This is a genomic window from Streptomyces sp. NPDC026394 (genome assembly GCF_055567735.1).
This window is the reverse complement of the sequence record NZ_JBVHPX010000004.1, coordinates 414308-429141: the sequence shown is the minus strand read 5'-3', so window position 1 is coordinate 429141 and position 14834 is coordinate 414308. Positions and strand designations below refer to the sequence as shown.

Sequence of the window (14834 nt, the reverse complement as noted above, 5' to 3'; positions counted from 1 at the left end):
GCACTGAGCTTTTGCACCGGGCCCTTCGGGAGCGCTGAGCCCCCGAACCGGGGCGCTTCGGGAGCGCTCCGGTCATTTCCGGCACCCCGGCCGACGCGGTGTGCCGCTCATCGATCACCACCCCCACCCCCCACCGTCGCACCCCTGCGTTACGCATGTAAGTTTACGGGCGTTAGGTGAACGTCCGACACCGGGCGCACGCCCCTGCCCGCGTGCTCCCCAAGGAGCGACATGACCCCCTCTCCCGCTTCACCCGCCCCCGCGCCGGCCGCCGCGCCCGCGCTGCCCGTGCAGCCGCCGCAGGGCTGCCCGTTCGACCCGCCCGCCGAGTTCGCGCGACTGCGCACCGAAGCACCGCTGTCGAAGATCTCGCTGCCGGACGGCACCGAAGCCTGGCTGGCCACCCGGTACGCCGACATCCGCGCCATCCTCGGCGACACCCGCTTCAGCTCCGACACCACCCGCCCCGGCTACCCGCTCAGCGGCATGACCGGCGGCGCGACCACCGAGCACCGCGGCTTCATCCGCATGGACCCGCCCGAGCACACCCGGCTGCGCCGCATGGTGACCCGGGAGTTCATGGTCAAGCGGGTCGAGGCGATGCGCCCCGAGATCCAGCGCCTGACCGACGAGCTGTGCGACGCCATGGAGAAGCGCGCGGGCCAGGACGTCGACCTCGTCGAGGCGCTGGCACTGCCGGTGCCCTCGCTCGTCATCAGCCTGCTGCTCGGCGTCCCCTACGACGACCACGAGGTGTTCCAGCGGCTCACCGGCACCCTGCTCTCCCGTACGGTCACCGACGAGGAGCGCGAGAGCGCGCGGGCCGAACTGCGCACCTACCTGCACCAACTGGTGAGCGCCAAGGAGGCGGCGCCCGGCGACGACATCCTCGGCCGTCTGATCACCGAGCAGCAGGTCCCGGGCGAGATCACCCACGACGACGTGGTGGCCTTCGCCGCCCTGCTGCTCATCGCGGGCCACGAGACCACCGCCAACATGATCGGCCTGAGCGCGCTGACCCTGATGCGCGACCGGGACACCGCGGACCGGCTGCGCGCCGAACCGGGCCTGATCCGCGGCGCCGTCGAGGAACTGCTGCGCTTCCACAGCATCATCCGCAACGGCCCGCGCCGCGTCGCCACCGAGGACATCGAGATCGCCGGACGGCTGATCCGGGCCGGTGAGGGCGTCGTGGCGGCCGTACCGTCCGCCAACCGCGACCCGGAGGTCTTCGCGGACCCCGACGCGCTCGACGTGTGCCGCCCCAACGCCCAGCACCACGTCGCCTTCGGCTACGGCATCCACCAGTGCCTCGGCCAGGCCCTGGCCCGCGTCGAGCTCCAGGTCGTGATCGGCACGCTGCTGCGCCGCTTCCCCGAGATGCGGCCCGCCGTCCCCGTGGACGAGATCCCGTACCGCAGCGACATGGCGATCTACGGCTGCCACACCCTGCCCGTCACCTGGTGACACACCCCCTCCCCGCCCCGTCTGCCTTCAGGAGCCACCTGCCATGAACATCACCCTCGACGCCGACAAGTGCTGCGCCGCCGGACAGTGCGTGCTGATCGCGCCCGACGTCTTCGACCAGCGGGACGAGGACGGCGTGGTCGTCCTCCTCGACGCCGCGCCGCCCGCCGACCAGCACGACATGGTCCGCGAGGCCGCCGCCATCTGCCCGGCCGCCGTGATCCAGGTGCACGAGTGACCCCCCGCCGCATCGCCGTCGTGGGCGCCTCGGCGGCGGGACTCGCCGCCGCTGAGGCCCTGCGCCGCTTCGGCTGGACCGGCACGCTGACCCTGGTCGGCGACGAGCCGCACCCGCCGTACGACCGGCCGCCGCTGTCCAAGCAGCTCCTCCAGGGCGCCTGGCAGCCCGACAAGCTGCACCTGCGCGCCGCCGACCAGCTCGACACCCTCGGCCTCGACCTGCGCCTCGGCACCCGGGCGACCGGCCTGGACACCGCGACCCGCACCCTCACCCTGGACGGCGGCGAGCGGCTGACCTGCGACGGCGTGATCGTCGCGACGGGCGTCGCGGCCCGCACCCTGCCGGCGGCGGCCGGTCTGGACGGGGTGCTCACCCTGCGCACCCTGGAGGACGCGCTCGCCCTCAAGGAGCGGCTGTCCGGCACGGACCGGCGCCTCGTGGTCGTCGGCAACGGCGTCCTGGGCTGCGAAGCCGCGGCCGTGGCGCGCGAGCTGGGCCACCAGGTCACGCTCGTCGGCCGGGAAGCGCTGCCGATGGCCCGTACGGTCGGCCCGCAGATCGGCGAGCTGCTGGCGGCCGAGCACCAGGAGCACGGCGTACGGCTGCGCACCGCGGCCGTCGACGGCTTCGAGGCGGACGGTGACGGTCCGGCGCGGCACGTGACCGCCGTACGGCTGGCCGACGGCACCCGGCTGCCCGCCGACACCGTCCTCGTCGCCATCGGCTCGGAGCCCGCCGTCGGCTGGCTGCGCGGCGACCCGGCCCTGGACACCGCCGACGGGCTGCGCTGCGACGCGTACTGCGCCGCCGCGCCCGGCGTCTACGCCGCCGGTGACGTGGCCCGCTGGCAGCACCCCGTGCACGGGCGCCACCTGCGCGTCGAACACCGGATGAACGCCACCGAGCAGGGCATGGCCGCCGCCCGCAACCTCCTCGCCGAACTGGAGGAGACCCTGCCGGACGACGGGGACGGGGCACTGGCCCCCGCCGCCGGGCGCGAGCGCCGCCCCTTCACGCCCGCGCCGTACTTCTGGTCCGACCAGTACGGCCTGAAGATCCAGGCGTACGGCGTGCTCAACGGCGCCGACCGGTCCGAGGCCACCGTCCTGGACCCGGACTCCCGCAAGGCCGTCGCTCTCTACGGGCGCGACGGGCAGGCCACCGGCATCCTGGCGATCGGCGTGCCACCGCGCCAGACCAGGGGCCTGCGGGCGCTGATCGCCACCCCCGCCCCCTGGGAAGAGGCCCGCGAAGGCGTGCGCAACGCCCTCGCGTGACGGCCGCCGCGGGCCCGCCTCCACCCCGACCTCGGGGGCGGGCCCGCGCGCTGCCGACCGGCGCTGACCGATCATGGAAGGTATGACCGACTCGTACGTACGGGTGCGCGGCGCCCGGGAACACAACCTCCGCAATGTCGACGTGGACATCCCGAGGGACACCGTCACGGTGTTCACCGGCGTGTCCGGCAGCGGCAAGTCCTCGCTCGCCTTCGGCACCGTCTACGCCGAGGCGCAGCGCCGCTACTTCGAGTCGGTGGCCCCCTACGCACGCCGCCTGATCCACCAGGTCGGCGCGCCGAAGGTCGAGGACATCACCGGGCTGCCGCCCGCGGTCGCCCTGGAACAGCGCCGCTCGGCCCCCACCTCCCGCTCCTCCGTCGGCACCGTCACCACCCTCTCGAACTCACTGCGGATGCTGTTCTCGCGCGCCGGTACGTACCCGGACGACGCCCGGGAGCGGCTGGACTCCGACGCCTTCTCGCCGAACACCGCGGCCGGCGCCTGCCCGGAGTGCCACGGCCTGGGCCGCGTCCACCGGGTCACCGAGGAGTCGCTGGTACCGGACCCGTCGCTGTCCCTCCGGGACGGCGCGATCGCCGCCTGGCCCGGCGCCTGGCAGGGCAAGAACCTGCGGGACGTGCTGGCCGCGCTCGGATACGACATCGACAAGCCGTGGCGCGACCTCCCCGCCGCCGACCGGGACTGGATCCTGTTCACCGACGAGCAGCCCGTCGTCACCGTGCACCCCGTACGGGAAGCAGGCCGCATCCACCGGCCCTACCAGGGCCAGTACATGAGCGCCAAGCGCTACGTACTGCACACCTTCGCCGACTCCAAGAGCGAGACACTGCGCAAACGCGTCCAGCGCTACCTGGTCTCCGCACCCTGCCCCGCATGCGGCGGGCGGCGGCTGCGACCGGAAGCGCTGGCCGTCACCTTCGCCGGCCGCGACATCGCGGAGCTTTCCGGGCTGCCGCTCAGCGGCCTCGCCGAGTTGCTGCGCCCGACGGCCGCGTCCGACGGCGACGGGGTGGCGCCGACCCTGGCCCGGGACCTCGTCGCCCGTATCGACGTCCTCACCGAGCTGGGGCTGGGCTACCTCAGCATGGACCGGGCCGCCCCCACCCTGTCCTCCGGCGAACTCCAGCGGCTACGGCTGGCCACCCAGCTCCGCTCCGGCCTCTTCGGCGTCGTCTACGTACTGGACGAGCCCTCGGCGGGCCTCCACCCGGCGGACACCGAGGCCCTGCTCACCGTCCTCGGCCGCCTGAAGGAGGCGGGCAACACCCTGTTCGTCGTCGAGCACGACATGGACGTGGTGCGGCACGCGGACTGGATCGTGGACGTCGGGCCCGAGGCGGGCGAGCACGGCGGGCGGGTCCTGCACAGCGGGCCCGTCGCGGACCTCGCGCAGGTCACCGAGTCCGCCACCCGGCGCTTCCTCTTCGACGACGCGCCGCCCGCCGCACGCCCGCCCCGCGAGCCCACCGGGCGGCTGTCCCTGCACGGTGTCACCCTGCACAACCTGCGCGGTGTGGACGCCTCCTTCCCGCTCGGTGTCTTCACGGCCGTCACCGGCGTCTCCGGATCGGGCAAGTCCACGCTGGTCACCCGGGCCCTCGCGGACGCCGTCACCGATCACCTCGGCGCCGGCCCCGACGAGGACGAGGAGAGCGGCGCGCGGGCCCGGCTCGCCGCCGCCAAGGGCCTGGAGGCGGTCGACCGCCTCGTACGCGTCGACCAGAAGCCCATCGGCCGCACCCCGCGCTCCAACCTCGCCACCTACACCGGCCTCTTCGACGCCGTACGCAAGGTCTTCGCCGCCACCGACGAAGCGCGCGCCCGCGGCTACACGGCGGGCCGCTTCTCCTTCAACGTCGCGAGCGGCCGCTGCGAGACCTGCCAGGGCGAGGGCTTCATCGCCGTCGAGCTGCTCTTCCTGCCCGGTACGTACGCGCCCTGCACCGCCTGCCACGGCGCCCGCTACAACGACGAGACGCTGGAGATCACCTACCGCGGCCGTACCGTCGCGGACGTGCTCGGCATGACGGTGGACACCGCCGCGGACTTCCTCGCCGACGTCCCCGCCGCCGCCCGCAGTCTGCGCACCCTCCAGGACGTCGGCCTCGGTTACCTGCGCCTGGGGCAGCCCGCGACCGAGCTGTCCGGCGGCGAGGCCCAGCGCATCAAACTCGCCACGGAACTCCAGCGCGCCCACCGGGGCCACACCCTCTACCTGCTGGACGAGCCCACCACCGGCCTGCACCCGGCCGACACCGAGGTGCTGCTGCGGCAGTTGCACGGGCTGGTGGACGCGGGCAACACCGTGGTGGTCGTCGAGCACGACATGGGGGTGGTCGCGGGCGCGGACCACGTCGTCGACCTGGGGCCGGGCGGCGGCGCGGCCGGCGGCCGCATCGTGGCCACCGGGACACCGGCCGAGGTGGCGGCGTCGGCGGACAGCCGCACGGCGGCCTACCTGGCGCGCCGGACCGGCACGCGCCGGCCTGGCGGCTGACCCGGGGGGCGGGGGCGGGGGCCGGGGAACGGGCCGGGGTGGGGTCGGGAGAGTGGTGACAGTCGGTTAATGTACCCAGGTCAATTCAGTGGTACAGCGACTTCAAGGGGGCACTCCCGTGGCAGACAAAGAGACGGCCGAGGCGGCGTTCAACCGGTTCGACGCGGACGGCGACGGCCTGATCACCGCCGACGAGTACAAGCGGGCGATGGCGGAGATGGGAGACCCCTACGTCACCGGGCCGGTCGCCGAGGCCGTCATCGCCGCCAAGGACGCGAACGCGGACGGCAAGCTCTCCTTCGAGGAGTTCTGGAAGTCGCTTCAGGGGTGATTCGGGGTGGGCGGCCGGGGGGGCTGGTCCGGGGTGACCAGGGGCGGCCAGGGGGAGCCCGGGGCTGGCTGGGACGGTCCGGGGCGGCCAGGGGGAGCCCAGACAGGCCGGGGCTGACCCTCCCGGGTACCCCGGCGTGAGTCCGTTCCTGGGCGGAGGGCTGTGGCTTCGTTCCGGCCTGCTCCGGGTAGGCCCCCGTTGGGGGGACGTGGGTGCTCGCCCCGTATGGCGGGCGATCCGTCCCCGGCCCGGTTCGGCCCCGGCCTGCTTTGTCCCCGGCCCGGTCGGACGCGCGAGCTTCGGCGTGGCTACCTCTGGGTAGGCCCCCGGTGGGGGATGTGGGTGCTCGCCCCGTATGGCGGGCGGCCTGGCCCCGGCCCGGTTCGGCCCCCGCCCGCTTTGTCCTCGGCCCGGTTCGGCCCCGGCCCGCTTTGTCCGCCCGGTTCGGCCCCGGCCCGGTCGGACGCTCGGCCCCGCCCGTTCGGACGCGCGAGCTTCGGCGTGGCTACGCCTGGGTAGGCCCCCGGTGGGGGGATGTGGGCGTTCGCCCCGTATGGCGGGCAGCCGCCCTCGGCCCTCGCCCACCCGGGGCCCGTCCTCGCCCTGGGCCCCGCCTGCCGCCCCGCTCCCCTACGCCCCGCCCCCGCGGTCGCCCAACCGGTCGGCCGCGTTTCTCTTTCCAGAACGCCTATTGCGTTCATAGATTCCCCCGATCAATCCCTTTTCCAGGTGACCGGCACCACTTACCGGTGCGGCGCCACGCCAAACGGTGACGCGGGCCACAAGGGTTTTCGCGGGGCAACCGAAAACCGGGTTCCGAGGCCATTTCAAGCGGTTTCCGCCGGGCGCCACGCCCGGCCTCGAACGTGACGCGCAGCACGGGACTTCGGTCCCTTACGGCCTTTCTTAGTAAACCGCCGCGGACCTTTCGCGGCCCGCGCTCATGGACTGAGACGCGCCGAAAGGCCCTTTCTACGTAAAGGGACCGTAGCCGGGACCCGTGGAGCGGCTATTGCTTTCCAATTCGGCCGTCGCTAATCATTGCTGAGGCGCCGGGTTGATGCGTCGCGTAAATGCCCTCGGGGTGGACGCGGACAAGAACTCGGTTCTCGTGCCGCCAGTGGCTTCCTGCTCGTACCTCCCGCCAATGGCTGCCGCCCGCTCATTTCAGTGATTGGAAGAGGAATCTCCCGCATGACCGCTCACACCCTGCTCCGCTCCGTCCGCGTGACCAAGACCCACAAGCTCTCCGTCGCCGTGCTGGCCGCCGCCGGTGCCACCGCGGCCCTGACGGTCCCCGCCGCGACCGGTGACGCGCACGCCGCCACCTCGGCCGCCCCGGCCGCGGTCAAGCCGGTCTCCGCGAACGGCCAGCCCGCGGGTGCGAACACCAAGGCCGCCGACGCGCCCAAGGCCGGCGACGCCAAGGACGCGACGGACACCAAGACCCTCGCCGACTCGGTGAAGGTCACCGCCGTGGCCGCCCAGGGCCACACCGCCAAGGAGGCCGCCAGCCGCGCCGCCGACCGCAAGCCGGTCGAGTCCAAGCCGCAGTACGCGAACAACCTGGACGGCTGGATCAAGGAGTCGCTGGACATCATGAAGAAGAAGGGCATCCCCGGCAGCTACGAGGGCCTGCACCGCAACATCATGCGGGAGTCCAGCGGCAACCCGAACGTGGTCAACGACTGGGACATCAACGCCAAGAACGGCATCCCGTCCAAGGGCCTGCTCCAGGTCATCCAGCCGACGTTCGACCGCTACCACGTCGAGGGCACGGCCAACGACCTGACCGACCCGGTCGCCAACATCACGGCCGCCGCCAACTACGCCGCCCATCGCTACGGCTCCATGGACAACGTCAACTCGGCGTACTGAGCCCGGTGAGCAGGCAGCCGCGGCACACGGACCGCACCGCCCGGGACCACCCTCCCGGGCCGGGCAGGCCGCTGCCGCACGCTGAAACGTGAGCGCCCCAGGACCACGGTCCAGGGGCGCTCCGTCGTGTTCCGGGCCCTCGTGTCCGGCGCGGCCGTCACATCCGTCCGGCGCGGCCGTCACCGCTGTCCGGCGTGGCGTCACAGCCGCCCGTCGCGGTCCTCCAGGTCGGTGATCTCCCGCTCCGCCTTCGCCAGCTCGGAGCGCCGGCGGGAGTACGCGAAGTAGATGACCAGGCCGGCCAGGAACCACACCGCGAAGCGCACCCAGGTCTGCCACTCCAGGAACGTGATCAGCCAGAGCGAGAAGACCACCCCGACGGCGGGTACCACCGGCATTCCGGGGGTACGGAACGTGCGCGGCAGGTCGGGCCGCCTGTAGCGCAGCACGATCACCGAGACGCACACCACCACGAACGCCAGCAGGATGCCGATGTTGGTCAGCTCGGCGGCCTCCCCGATGGGCAGGAAACCCGCGATGGCGGCCGAGGCGACACCCACGGTCCAGGTCACCCGGGTCGGCACGTGCCGCCGAGGATGGGTCTTGGCGAACCATTTCGGCAGCAGCCCGTCCCGGCTCATGCTGAACCACACACGGGTGACCCCCAGCATGAACGTGAACATCACCGTGAGAATGCCGATGATCGCGCCCACCGCGATCACGTCGGCCAGACTGCTCAGCCCCACCGACTTGAACGCCGAGGAGAAACCGCTCTCCGGGTCGATCTCCGTGTAGTTCTGCATACCGGTGAGCACCAGGCAGGCCAGGACGTACAGCACCATCGAGATCAGTAGCGAATACAGGATCGCCTTCGGCATGTGCCGCTGGGCGTCCTTGGACTCCTCCGCCGCGGTGCTCATCGCGTCGTAGCCGAACACGGCGAAGAAAACCGTGGCCGCGCCGGTGAAGGCGCCGCTGACGCCGAAGGGGAAGAACGGTGTGTAATTGTCGGTCTCGACGTGGAAGAAACCGACTCCGATGACCAGCAGTACGACCAGGACCTTGAGGCCCACGACGATGGTCTCGAAACGGGCCGCGTTCTTGATGCCGAGGGTCAGCAGATACGCGATGAGCAGGCACAGTGCCGCCGCGAACAGATCGACCTGGTGCCCCTCGCCGGTCCCCGGCGCCCCCAGCATCCAGGCGGGCAGCTCCACCCCCATTTCGCCGAGCAGGAAGCTGATGTAGCCGGAAATGCCGATCGCGACCACCGCCACGATCGCCGTGTACTCCAGCAGCAGGTCCCAGCCGATGAACCAGCCCGCCAGCTCTCCCAGCACCGCGTAGCCGTACGTGTACGCCGAGCCCGCCTTCGGGATGAGCCCCGCGAACTCGGCGTAGGAGAACGCGGCCGCCGCGCTGGCCACGCCCGCGACGAGGAACGACAGCAGCACCGCCGGTCCGGCCTTGCCGTTCGCGACGGTCCCGGCGAGCGTGAAGATGCCCGCGCCGATGAGGCCACCGACCCCGATGGCGGTCAGCTGCCACAGTCCCAGCACCCGGTTGAGCTGTTCGCCGGAGCCGCCTTCCGTGTCCTGGATGAGTTCGATCGGTTTACGCCGCCACACTCCCCGCCCCGCGCGCATCCCCGTTCCCCTTCCTCTCGTCGTCGGCCGACGGCCGATCATCATGGCCCTTCGGAGGCGGCAGGGGAAGGTGACTGTCCGGCGGGGCGGAGTGGAACCGGTGAATCCGGGCACCCGGGCGTGCGGCGGTCCGTACGAGGCCGCGTACGGACGGCCGGCACGGACACCGGCAGGACGAAGGAGCGGACATGTCGAATCACACGTACCGGGTGACGGAGATCGTGGGGACGTCCCCGGAGGGCGTGGACGCCGCGATCCGCAACGGCGTCAAGCGGGCGGCGCGGACGCTGCGGGGCCTCGACTGGTTCGAGGTGACCCAGGTGCGCGGGCACATCGTCGACGGGGACATCGAGCACTACCAGGTCGGGCTGAAGGTCGGGTTCCGGCTGGAGGACACCGAGGAGGGCTGACGGGGCCGGACACGGCCGAGGGGCGCGCCGGGGGCCCGGCGCGCCCCTGCCCTCACGAGTACCGGGTCACCAGCCCCCGGCGCCGGAAGGACGCCACCATGCGGCCCAGGAAGAACAGGGCCAGGAGAAGCAGCGTGACGGTGCCCAGCGTGGCCACGGCCAGTTCGCGCCACGGTGTGGGCCCGCCGCCGGCCAGGGCCCGCCCGGCCGCGAAGACGTGCGTCGTGGGCAGCGCCTGGGCGACCGGCTGGAGCGCCCCCGGCAGCGTCGAGACGGGGTAGAACACGCCGGACAGCGGCATCACCACCGACAGCCCGCCCCAGACGAGGGCCTCCGCGCCGCTGCCGTAGCGCAGCACCAGTCCCACCACCGCCAGGGCCACCGCCCAGCCGCACAGCAGGAGCAGTGCGGCGACCGGGATCAGCCCCAGGCCCAGGGACGTCACGTCGAAGGCGTACGCGCTGAAGGCCAGCGTGGCCACCGCGAGCGTGCTCAGCGCCGTACGGACCAGGGCGAAGAGCCCCACCCCGGCCAGGTACTCCCAACCGCGCAGCGGCGTGGTGAGCAGCCCGATCACATTGCGTGACCAGGTCTCCTCCAGGAAGCCGGTGGCCAGCGAGATCTGCGTCTGGTGGACCAGGTGCCACAGAACGGTGCCGCTGAGCAGGAAGACCGCGAACGCGGTCCCGGTGCCCGGCTCCGTGCCGGTGCCCGGCTCCGTTCCGCCGCCCGTCGCCTTCGCGGCGAACAGGCCGATGGAGCCGTACAGCAGCGTGTCGACGACCGGCCACACCAGCACGTCGAAGATCCGGTGCGGGCTGCGGCGCAGCACCAGCCAGTGACGGCGGGCGACGGCACGCACCCGGTGCGCGCTGGCCGCGGCGGGACTGCGCAGGTCCGGGGCCTCTACGACGCTCATACGGCATCGGCTCCTTCCCGCGCATCGGCCCTCTTCGGAGCACCGGGCCCTTTCCGGGCACCGGCCCCTGCCCGTTCGGCGGCCCCGGTACGGGCGTCGGCACCCGCTCCGGCGTCGCCCCGCGCCCGCTCGCGGTCCCGGGCCTCCGCGAGGTGCAGGAAGACCCCCTCCAGGTCGCGCTGCTCGAACTGCCGCGCCACCTCCTGCGGCGTACCGTCCGCGGTCACCCGCCCGGCCGCCAGGAAGACCACCCGCTCGCACAGCCGCTCCACCTCGACCATGTCGTGGCTCGTCACCAGGAGCGCGGTGCCGTGCCGCTCGCACAGGTCCAGCAGCCCGGTGCGCACCCGCAGGGCGATGTCCGGGTCCAGTGCCGCGGTGGGCTCGTCCAGGACCAGCAGCCGGGGCGTGTGCAGGGACGCCTTGGCGATGCCGACCAGGGTCCGCTGGCCGCTGGACAGCTCGGTGCCGATCGCGGTGGCGAGGTGGCCGATGCCGAAGTGGTCGAGGGCGCCCTCCACCGCCGCGCGCGGCGCGCGCAGCCCGTACAGGTCCGCGTACAGCCGCAGGTACTCGCGCACCCGCAGCCGGTCGGGGAGCGGCAGGTAGCCGGCCGCGAAGCCGACGCCGCGCATGGCGGCCGGGCGCCCGGCGGGCAGCCGGTGACCGAGGACGTGCACACTGCCGGCGTCCGGCGCGACCGCGCCCAGGCACATCAGCAGGGTGGTGGTCTTGCCCGCGCCGTTGGGGCCGAGCAGCCCGACCCGCTCGCCCTCCCGCACGGTCAGCCGTACGCCGTCCACGACCCGGCCGCGGCGGTACTCCTTCACCAGGCCGTGCGCGTCCAGGACGGTCGGCGGCGCCGCGCCGCGCGCGGTCATGCGTCCGCCCCGGCCGGTTGCGGGCGGAGCACCGGCGACCAGACGCGCTCGGCGCGCAGCGGTCCGCTCCGGGCCAGCAGTCTGCCGTGGTCGGCGGCGAGCGGGGCGAGCTGCGAGCCGTAGCAGTGCACCGCTTCCCGCTTACGGGCCCACTCCTCGTCGGTGAGGACCAGGTCGTGCGCGAGGTCCATCCGGTAGCGGGTCGCCAGGTCCTGGTAGGAGAGCCCGAACGTCTGGTCGCCGCCGAGGGCGCGGTCGGTGTCCGGGGTGCCCCACTCGGGCAGGTGGCCGGTGTACGGGAGGTCGGCGTACAGGAGGGGCAGCGGTGCGCCCAGCTCGTCGAGGACGCGCAGGGCCCGGTCGCGCACCCGCCGGTGGTCGGCCTGGTTGGTGCCGATGGGCAGGAGGACGAGCGGGAGCGGCGTCGGAAGGGACCGCAAGTAGGCGTCTATGTCCGTGAGCTCGTCCCCTTCGCCGTACGGCCCGTCGGGGTGGCTCAGTACGGCCCGGTCCACGCCGAGCAGGGCGGTGGCCCGCGCGTCCTCGGCGAGCCGGGCGCGGTGTGCCTCGGCGGCGGTGGAGAAGCCGCAGGTGCTGTCCCACCAGGAGACGGCGTGGTGTTCGGCGGGGGCGCCGCCGAACACGGTCACCACGGTGACCGGGGCCGGGAGCCGGGGGATCAGTCCCGCCAGGGAGAGGACGGCGTCGTCGAAGTGCGGGGAGAGGATGACGGTGCGCGGCGGGGGAGGCGTCATGCGGTTCCTTCGTGCTGGGGCGGTGGCGGGTCGTGGGGAGGGGTGAGTACGGGGACGAGGGCGGCGTCCCAGGCGGCGTCGTCGCCCTCCCAGCGGCCGGGGGCGGCGGCGACGGTGCCCCAGGTGATGCCGGGGCCCGCCGCGGCGGCGTCGGGCGGCGGGGTGCGGCGCAGCCAGTGCAGGTCGAAGCGGTGGCCCGGATGCTGGGACGCGATCACCGCGCGCAGTCGGCGCAGGTCGGCGGCGGTCAGTTCGTCCCAGGCGTCGTGGTGGACGTAGAGCACTCGGGCGGCGGAGCCCGCGAGGGCCCGCCAGCGTCCGGCCAGGGCGGCGAACTTGGCGCGCACGCGCGGGAGTTGCGCGTCGATGTCCGCCTGGGTCAGGGTCGTACCGGCGCCGGCCGCGGGGTGGAACTCGTGGTAGAAGCGGATGTCGGAGCCGCGGTCCAGAGCGCACCGGCCCTCGTCGAACGGCTCGACCAGACCGGGGCGCAGCACGGTACGGAAGTCCTCCGCCACGGCCTCGACGACCGACTCGAAGTCGAGGTCCAGCCAGTCGAAGAAGTGGGCGCGGGTGACCCCCGTGACGCGCCGGATCTGGTACGTCGACTCGCAGTGGTAGCCGAGGCCGACGCAGTGGTCGTACCCGCCGGACAAAACTTGACCGCATCCGTCGGCCGGTCCTCGGCCGTACGCGCCGGCCGGTCCTTGACTGTACGTGTCGGCCGCTCCTCGGCCGTACGCGCCGGTCGCTTCCTGCCCGTATCCGGCCGCCGCCCCCGCGCCCCTGGCCGGGAGCGGGTCCGCGGCCCGGACGCGGGCCTCCTGGGCGCTCACGGCCGCAGCAGGCCGTGCCAGGCCCGGCCGGTCAGGTACTCCGCCGCCGCGGTGGCGTTGGCCAGGCCGGCGCCGCGGGTGAACAGGGTCGCGGGGGCGTCGGCGGGCAGCGGACGGACCGGGGCCAGGCCCATCTCCACGGTGACCAGGTCAGGGCGCCGGGCCCGCAGTTCCTGGAGGACCGCCCGCTGCCACGGGTCGCGCTCCGCGTCCCGGACGACGACCGCGAGCGGGACGCCGTCGTCCGGGGGCGGGGCGACCGCGGCCGGGTCGGTGCCCGGTTCCACCTCGGTGACGGAGGCCAGTGCCCCGAGGCTCCGGAGCGGGGTCTCCAGGCCCCACGGGGCGTCACCCACCGCCAGGTTGGCGGCGGTGGCCAGCCGTACGGTGTGCAGACGGCGGCCGTCGGCGGCCCGGGGCACGCCGTGCGCGAGGAGGGCCCGGCGGGCGGCGGTGAGGCCGACGGGCTCGCGGTGTCTGTCGGGTGCGGGCCCGTCGCCGTCCGGTGTACCGGTGCGCCGGGCCGGGTCGGCCCAGGCGCGCAGCGACGCGACCCGGCAGGCGGCCTCCGCCACCCGCTCCAAGGTCAGCGTGCCCCGGTCCAGTGCCTCCTGTACGGCGTCGTGGATCTCGGGCAGCAGCTTCTCCCCGTCGGTCGCGCCGAGCACCACCAGGTCCGCTCCGGCTGCCAGCGCGGCGACCGCCGCACCGCCGTACCCCCAGCGCCGTACGATCGGCGCCATCTCCAGCGCGTCGGTCGTCACCACGCCCCGGTAGCCCAGCCGTTCGCGCAGCAGACCGGTCACGATCCGCCGGCTCAGCGTCGCGGGCAGGCCGTCCAGCCGGGAGAGCCGGATGTGACCGGTCATCACCGCCCGGGCGCCGGCCGCGATCCCGGCGCGGAACGGCGGCAGATCCACCGCGTCGAGGGACGCCGCGTCACGGTCGATGTCCGGCAGTTCGGCGTGCGAGTCGGTCCGGGTGTCACCGTGCCCGGGGAAGTGCTTGAGGGTGGCGGCGACCCCGGCTTCCTGGACGCCCCGGACGTACGCCGCGGTGTGCCGCGCCACCAGGTCCGGCCGGTCGCCGAAGGAACGTACGCCGATGATGGGGTTGTCCGGGCGGGAGTTGACGTCCGCGCACGGCGCCAGGCACAGGTTGACGCCCTCGGCCCGCAGGTCGCGGGCGATCGCCGCGCCCACCTCCCGGGTGAGCCCGGTGTCGTCGACGGCGCCGAGGGCGTGGCAGCCCGGGTAGGCGCTGCCGCGCCGGTAATCGAGCCGGGTCACGTCACCGCCCTCCTCGTCCAGCGCGATCAGCAGGTCGGGACGTACGGCGCGGAGCGGATCGGTGACCTCCTCGCGCAACGAGCCGGACCCGGCGGGGAAGTTGGTCCCGAACAGGCCGACGCCCGCGAGACCCTCGTCCGCCGCGCGCAGGATCCAGTCGGCGGGCGAGCGGCCCGCGTAGGCGGGGAGCAGGCAGGCGTTGACCAGGGAGATGTCGGCGCGCATGGAAACCTTCCGGTACGGGGCGGCGGGGGCGGCGGCAGCCCGGCGTACGGCCGGGCCGCGGCCGGTGACGGCGCGGCGGAAAGGGGAGCGGCGGGCGGGGAGGCCCGCCGATGGCGGGACGGTGGGCGGGAAGGCTCACCGGCAGAGGGACGGCGGGC

The 14834-nt window shown here is 73.7% G+C and carries 13 protein-coding genes; 7 read left to right on the top strand and 6 right to left on the bottom strand.

The genetic code is table 11. The annotated features are described in order from the left end of the window. Window positions 1-231 precede the first annotated feature (231 nt). The 6 genes from ACZ4QV_RS13210 to ACZ4QV_RS13185 all read left to right on the top strand — a co-directional run bounded on the left by ACZ4QV_RS13210 (window position 232) and on the right by ACZ4QV_RS13185 (window position 7715). Window positions 232-1467 carry a cytochrome P450 gene (locus ACZ4QV_RS13210; protein ID WP_361147956.1) on the top strand — a complete coding sequence of 412 codons (1236 nt, stop codon included), beginning with the start codon at window positions 232-234 and terminating at the stop codon, window positions 1465-1467. A gap of 43 nt (window positions 1468-1510) precedes the next feature. Then, a complete protein-coding gene (locus tag ACZ4QV_RS13205) occupies window positions 1511-1705 on the top strand; it encodes a ferredoxin (RefSeq protein WP_030022493.1) in 195 nt (64 codons plus the stop codon). Then, window positions 1702-2985, top strand: a complete 1284-nt coding sequence (locus ACZ4QV_RS13200; RefSeq protein WP_361635447.1) for an NAD(P)/FAD-dependent oxidoreductase — start codon at window positions 1702-1704, stop codon at window positions 2983-2985. The genes ACZ4QV_RS13205 and ACZ4QV_RS13200 overlap by 4 nt, the downstream gene beginning before the upstream one ends. Window positions 2986-3067: 82 nt before the next feature. Then, complete coding sequence (uvrA, locus tag ACZ4QV_RS13195) at window positions 3068-5506, top strand: excinuclease ABC subunit UvrA (RefSeq protein ID WP_361635444.1); 2439 nt, start codon at window positions 3068-3070, stop codon at window positions 5504-5506. 118 nt (window positions 5507-5624) lie between these two features. Beyond that, window positions 5625-5837: an EF-hand domain-containing protein gene (locus tag ACZ4QV_RS13190; RefSeq protein WP_361147950.1), complete on the top strand. Its 213-nt coding sequence runs from the start codon at window positions 5625-5627 to the stop codon at window positions 5835-5837. A gap of 1194 nt (window positions 5838-7031) precedes the next feature. Then, on the top strand, window positions 7032-7715 hold the full coding sequence (locus ACZ4QV_RS13185; protein ID WP_361587807.1) for a transglycosylase SLT domain-containing protein: 684 nt from the start codon (window positions 7032-7034) through the stop codon (window positions 7713-7715). Between the two features lie 200 nt (window positions 7716-7915). On the opposite strand, the gene ACZ4QV_RS13180 is transcribed toward ACZ4QV_RS13185, so the two are convergent. Continuing rightward, window positions 7916-9361 carry an amino acid permease gene (locus ACZ4QV_RS13180; protein ID WP_361635440.1) on the bottom strand — a complete coding sequence of 482 codons (1446 nt, stop codon included), beginning with the start codon at window positions 9359-9361 and terminating at the stop codon, window positions 7916-7918. 188 nt (window positions 9362-9549) lie between these two features. Here ACZ4QV_RS13180 and ACZ4QV_RS13175 point away from each other — a divergent pair, with 188 nt between their 5' ends. Further along, on the top strand, window positions 9550-9771 hold the full coding sequence (locus ACZ4QV_RS13175; protein WP_361147944.1) for a dodecin: 222 nt from the start codon (window positions 9550-9552) through the stop codon (window positions 9769-9771). A 52-nt stretch (window positions 9772-9823) separates the two neighbouring features. On the opposite strand, the gene ACZ4QV_RS13170 is transcribed toward ACZ4QV_RS13175, so the two are convergent. Genes ACZ4QV_RS13170 through ACZ4QV_RS13150 form a run of 5 tightly spaced genes read right to left on the bottom strand, consistent with a single transcriptional unit; the run spans window position 9824 to window position 14676 of the window. Next, entirely contained in the window at window positions 9824-10690 is an 867-nt protein-coding gene (locus ACZ4QV_RS13170; RefSeq protein WP_361635437.1) for an ABC transporter permease, read from the bottom strand. Continuing rightward, window positions 10687-11571 (bottom strand): ABC transporter ATP-binding protein, encoded by an 885-nt coding sequence (locus ACZ4QV_RS13165; protein ID WP_361147940.1) that lies wholly within the window; start codon window positions 11569-11571, stop codon window positions 10687-10689. The genes ACZ4QV_RS13170 and ACZ4QV_RS13165 overlap by 4 nt, the downstream gene beginning before the upstream one ends. Further along, complete coding sequence (locus ACZ4QV_RS13160; RefSeq protein ID WP_361614508.1) at window positions 11568-12326, bottom strand: PIG-L deacetylase family protein; 759 nt, start codon at window positions 12324-12326, stop codon at window positions 11568-11570. Before ACZ4QV_RS13160 ends, ACZ4QV_RS13165 begins: the two co-directional genes overlap by 4 nt. Further along, window positions 12323-13162, bottom strand: a complete 840-nt coding sequence (locus tag ACZ4QV_RS13155) for a DUF1796 family putative cysteine peptidase (RefSeq protein ID WP_467762895.1) — start codon at window positions 13160-13162, stop codon at window positions 12323-12325. Before ACZ4QV_RS13155 ends, ACZ4QV_RS13160 begins: the two co-directional genes overlap by 4 nt. Continuing rightward, window positions 13159-14676, bottom strand: coding sequence for a glycoside hydrolase family 3 protein (locus ACZ4QV_RS13150; RefSeq protein WP_361635433.1), 1518 nt, complete (start codon window positions 14674-14676; stop codon window positions 13159-13161). Before ACZ4QV_RS13150 ends, ACZ4QV_RS13155 begins: the two co-directional genes overlap by 4 nt. Between the last annotated feature and the right edge of the window lie 158 nt (window positions 14677-14834).